Here is a 4852-nt window from a genome sequence, read left to right as displayed (position 1 = left end):
TGCTGATCAATCAGGCTGTCCCCGGAAGCATGTGCCTTCAACACCGCCGCCGCGTGCAGATGGGTATGAGGTGCAGCACCGCCACCGAACCCACGCCGCCGGTGGCGCCGGTGACCAGCACCGGGCCCTGGCCGGGGGTGATGCCCGCATGCTCCAGCGCCATCAGGCTGAGCATGGCGGTAAAGCCGGCGGTGCCGATGGCCATGGCCCGCTTGGCGCTCATGCCCGGCGGCAGGGGGATCAGCCAGTCCCCCTTGGCGCTGGCCTTCTCCGCCAGGCCGCCCCAGTATTGTTCGCCCACGCCCCAGCCGGTGAGCAGCACCTCGTCGCCGATGCGGTAGTCCGGGTGATCCGAGGCCAGCACGGTGCCGGCGTAGTCGATGCCGGGCACCATGGGCCACTGGCGCACTATCTTGCCCTTGCCGGTAATGGCCAGGGCGTCCTTGTAGTTGAGGGTGGAGTAGTCGACCTTCACCAGCACGTCGCCGGTGGTGAGCTGGTGCTCGTTCAGCCGCTGCAGGCGGGCTTGGGTTTGTTTGCCGGATTCTTCTAATAGTAGGGCGGTAAACATGGTGTTCTCCTCGGCACTGTTTCCTATGACCCAGTGTAAGGAGGCCGGTGCGGATTGCCATGGCCGGCACCGGCTAAATTGCGATTTTGTGACCCCGGCGCCATCAGGTCCGGGCGGCTTCCGGGGTTTTGATCCAGGCTTCGTTGAGCCAGAGCGAGGCGATGATGATGAGTCCGCCCAGGCCGAGCCGCAGCAGGTCCGCTTCCCGGTTCCAGATCAGCAGGTTGACCAGCAGGCCGGCGGGCACCAGGGCGTTGTTCATGATTGCCAGGGCGCCGGCATTGACCAGGGTGGCGCCCTTGTTCCACAGGAAATAGCCCAGGCCCGAGGCGCCCAGGCCCAGCCACAGCAGTATGCCCCACTGCTGGCCGCTGGCGGGGTAGCGGTCGGTGCCGAGCCACAGCCAGGCCGGCACCACCACCAGCAGGGCGCCCAGGTAGAAATAGCCGAACAGCCGATGCTGGGGCGGATGTTGCGGATAGCGCTCCATCAGCACCTTGTAGCCGACCTGGCCGAGGGCGAAGCAGAGGTTGGCGCCCTGCACCACCGCGAAACCGAGCAGGTAGGTGTCGGTGATGCCGTCGAAGCGGATCACCAGGGCGCCCAGCACCGCCAGGGCGGCGGTGAGCAGGTAGCCGGGGTTGAAGCGCCGGTTGAGCAGATCGTAGATCAGGGTGACGTAGATGGGCGTGAGCACGGTGAAGATCAGCACCTCGGGCACCGTCAGCAACAGGAACGACTGGTAATAAAAGAGATACATGATGCCGAGCTGCACGGCGCCGCAGCCCATCAGCCCCAGCGCCAGCCGCGCCGGCAGGCGCCGGGAGAGGAAGGGCAGGAACAGCAGGGCGGCCAGGGCCACGCGGCTCAGCACCGAGAAGTAGCTGTCCACGGCGCCGGCCAGGTAGACGCCGATCAGGCTGAAGGAAAAGGCCCACAGCAGGGTGACAAAGACCAGATAGGACATGGGTGAATTTTCGTCATTGGTAAAGATGGGGCGCTATGATGGCGCAAAGCCGGGGGCCGATCCAGCCGCGGGCCCATAAAAAAAGCCGGCGCAATGCACCGGCCCGGGACCAACATCAGGTTTGTCATAAAGGAGAGAATGACGTCCCCAAACAAAGTGGTTCAACACCACACGCAGAACTCTTGGGCATCGCGCCCGAAAAGGTTGTCAGCGTGGCAACCCGTGCCGCCCGACCCCGAACATTCCGTTTTTGTCGCCATACCGGCATTACCTCGAATAACCCCGGTATCACGACAGACAGGCAGTACCCCCCATGATGCCACCATGCCCAGAACCCTGTTCGGCCAGGCCGCCGGATGAAACAACTCCACCACGCCGACGATTAACTTGTCTGTGGCGCACATTCTATGGTCAGATAATTCATGTAAGAAATGAATTATCACCATGGAAGTATGGTAAATATCGATGGATAACCTCTATCAACGGCTGGATCTGAACCTGCTGCGGGTGTTCGACGTGCTGATGCAAAGCCGCAACGTTACCCGGGCGGCGGAGCAGCTGAACCTGTCCCAGTCCACCGTCAGCCATGCCCTGGCCCGGCTGCGCCTGGCCCTGGGCGATCCCCTGTTCGTGATGACCCGCAAGGAGATGCGGCCCACGGGCCGGGCCCAGGCGCTGGCGGCACCGGTGCGCCAGGCCCTGGCCCTGCTGGAGCAGGGGGTGCGCCAGTCGGCGGGGTTCGAACCCGCCTCCTCGACCCGCACTTTCCGCCTGGCGGTACCGTCCTCCATCGAACACGGCGCCGTGCCCCAGCTGGTGGAGCTGCTGCACCGGCGGGCGCCGGCCTGCCGGCTGGCCATCAGCGAGCTGGTCGACTCCGACTACGAAGACAGTCTGGCCCGGGGCGGCCTGGATCTGGTGGTGGGCTTTGCCGGCGCCGGCCACCTGTCCCCGCGGCTGCTATGCGAACCCTGGTTCGACAACCCCATGGTGTGCCTGTCGGCGCGGGGCAGCGGCCTGCCCGAAGTGATGTCGGCCGCCGAACTGGTGGCCTGGAGCCATGTGTCCACCTCCACCTGGGGCCACAACCAGACCCTGGTGGAACACTGGCTGAAGGAGAAGGAGCTGGAGCGCCATATCGCGGTGTGGGTGCCGAGCTTCGAGGCGCTGCCCAAGCTGCTGGCCACCGGTCGCTATCTGGCCATGGTGCCGGAGCTGATCGCCCGGGATTTCTGCCATTACTACCCGTTGCAGAGCCACCGCCTGGACGAGCCGTTGTACAGCACCTATGTGCTGGCCCAGCATCCGCTGACCGAGTTCGATCCGGCGCTGGTCTGGTTCCGGCAACTGCTGCGGGAGGTGGGAGAGAGCTTGTGCCGGGTGGAGTGAGGGCCGCGGCTTGATGACAACCTCGCCTGTTGCACTGGCAGGAGTCGGCCAAAGGGCCAACTCCGCCGACACGCTACAAAATATGACACTCGCTGTTTCGGCCTGCTGCGAACATTCACTGGATGTTCGGTCAGGCCGAAACCGCTCGTCGCGGCGAGCAAGCTCGCCCCCTGTAAGCTCGCACATGCCAAATGTCGCGGAAACCGTCGGTATCGCCGCGCTGCGACTTGCCACTGGCAACTCGGTCGCGCCGATACCTCCGGTGCAAGGCGCTTCGCGCCCCCTGGCATGTGACGGTCGGCGGAGCCGTTCCCTTTGTCCGCCTGTACTGGTTCAGGTGTTGCCTGTTTAGGTAAGCCCGAAGGTTTGTCAGCAGCCAACCGCCCTTGGGGCTTATTCCTTGGGCAGGGGCACCACCAGCATGTCGCAGGGCACGGTGTTCATCAACTGACGGGCGGAGGAGGTGAGCAGGCTCCAGAAGCTTTGCTCGTGGCCGCAGACCAGCAGGTCGATCTGGTTCTGCTCCACCGCTTCGTTCACTTTCAGCGCCAGATCGCCGCAGATCACCAGCTTTTTCTCGATGGGATAGCCCAGATCGCCCAGGTATTCCTCCAGCCGCTGCTTGGCGTCGGCCACCACCTGATCCTGGATATTGTCGATATCGATGTCGATCATCTCGGTGTAGAGATCCTTGAGATCCACATCCACGTGGATGACGGACAACTTGGCCTGGTTGGCACGGGCGCGATCCACCGCCTTGGCGATCACCTTGCGGTTTTTCTCGGTCATGTCGACCGCCGCCAGGATATGCTTGTACTGATAGGGTTCTGTCATGGCACTTCTCCTTTTTTCCCAAGTCTATCAATCCATTAGCCGTTAAACCGTGAGCTGGGCGGGAATTTCGCACCGCGCCTGATGCCAGCAGCATAGGCCAGGACGGGCGGCCGGGACAAGATGGCCGGGACGCTATTTCAGCCCCGGCTGGCCTGGATCAAATAACGGCGGGGGCTGTTGGCCGGTTCGGTAAAGGTGCCCAGGCGCACCCGGTAGCCCCGCTCTTCGAGGAACAGGGCCCGGTCCAGCAGCAGCCACAGCTCCAGCGGGTAGCGGTAGAGGTGGCGCACCAGCTCGATGCGCTGGACCATCAGCCGGCGCGGCTCGGCCCGGGCCAGCCAGTGCTCGCCGTTCAGGATGGCGGGGGCGGGGATCCCCTTTTGCCCGCAGGCCCAGCGGGCGAAGTCGGCGAAATCGCCGCTCAGCAGCTGTTTGGGGAAGGAGGGCAGCGGCAGGTATTCATCCTGTCCCCTCAGCGCCCGTTGCAGCTCGTCGAAGGCCAGCCGCCAGCTCAGCTCGATGCGGCGCAGCCGGCGCACCCGTTCGCCGCCGGTCACCTGCTGCTGCAGCGGTAGCCGCAGATCCTGGCGGTCCAGCCCGAGATCCCGGGCCCGGCCGGCGGCGGACAGCGGCCGGTAGCGGTCGCCCTCGATCAGGTGGTAGCAGCAGGGAGAGAGCGCCAGTGTCCGGGTGCCGGCGGCGGCGGCATGGCGCAAAAAGCGCAGGTGCAGCTCGCCGCAGGCGTGCAGGGCCAGGGCCTGCTGCTCGGCAGCGAAGAGCCCGGCGGCGGTTTCGGCCAGGGCATCGGCGCAGACAAAGCGGTGCTCGAGCCCGAGTCGCTCGGCCAGCTGCTCGCCCTGGCGGCACAGGTCCGGGTTCCATTCCAGGCTGGTGACCGGCCGCGCCGACTGCTGGGCCAGCAGCCGGCCGAGGTGGCCCTTGCCGGCGCACCACTCCAGTATGGGATGAGTTCCGCTGATATTGGCGGCAAAATCCTTGATCTGCGCCCATTTCCGCCCGGGGATGCCGTTGCTCCAGCGCGGGGTGGCATAGTCGGCGGCCCGCGCCAGCGCCGGGAGCCGCGGCCGGTT

Annotated in this window: 4 protein-coding genes and 1 pseudogene; 1 reads left to right on the top strand and 4 read right to left on the bottom strand. The window is 65.2% G+C overall.

The features are described from left to right. Positions 1-76 precede the first annotated feature (76 nt). Together CGX12_RS18770 and CGX12_RS18765 are read right to left on the bottom strand one after the other, a co-directional pair. Positions 77-571 (bottom strand): annotated as a pseudogene (locus CGX12_RS18770) (alcohol dehydrogenase catalytic domain-containing protein); the annotation flags it as partial. A gap of 103 nt (positions 572-674) precedes the next feature. Then, complete coding sequence (locus tag CGX12_RS18765) at positions 675-1538, bottom strand: carboxylate/amino acid/amine transporter (RefSeq protein ID WP_094041398.1); 864 nt, start codon at positions 1536-1538, stop codon at positions 675-677. Between the two features lie 465 nt (positions 1539-2003). Here CGX12_RS18765 and CGX12_RS18760 point away from each other — a divergent pair, with 465 nt between their 5' ends. Continuing rightward, a complete protein-coding gene (locus tag CGX12_RS18760; RefSeq protein WP_094041397.1) occupies positions 2004-2927 on the top strand; it encodes a LysR family transcriptional regulator in 924 nt (307 codons plus the stop codon). A 393-nt stretch (positions 2928-3320) separates the two neighbouring features. On the opposite strand, the gene CGX12_RS18755 is transcribed toward CGX12_RS18760, so the two are convergent. Together CGX12_RS18755 and CGX12_RS18750 are read right to left on the bottom strand one after the other, a co-directional pair. Beyond that, complete coding sequence (locus CGX12_RS18755; RefSeq protein ID WP_094041396.1) at positions 3321-3761, bottom strand: universal stress protein; 441 nt, start codon at positions 3759-3761, stop codon at positions 3321-3323. Positions 3762-3898: 137 nt separating this feature from the next. Further along, positions 3899-4852, bottom strand: a 954-nt coding sequence (locus tag CGX12_RS18750) for a methyltransferase (RefSeq protein ID WP_142995705.1), incomplete at its 5' end; no start/stop codon positions are given.

Source organism: Zobellella denitrificans (assembly GCF_002237365.1).
Lineage (GTDB): Bacteria > Pseudomonadota > Gammaproteobacteria > Enterobacterales > Aeromonadaceae > Oceanimonas > Oceanimonas denitrificans.
This window is presented reverse-complemented; position numbering and strand designations above follow the sequence as displayed.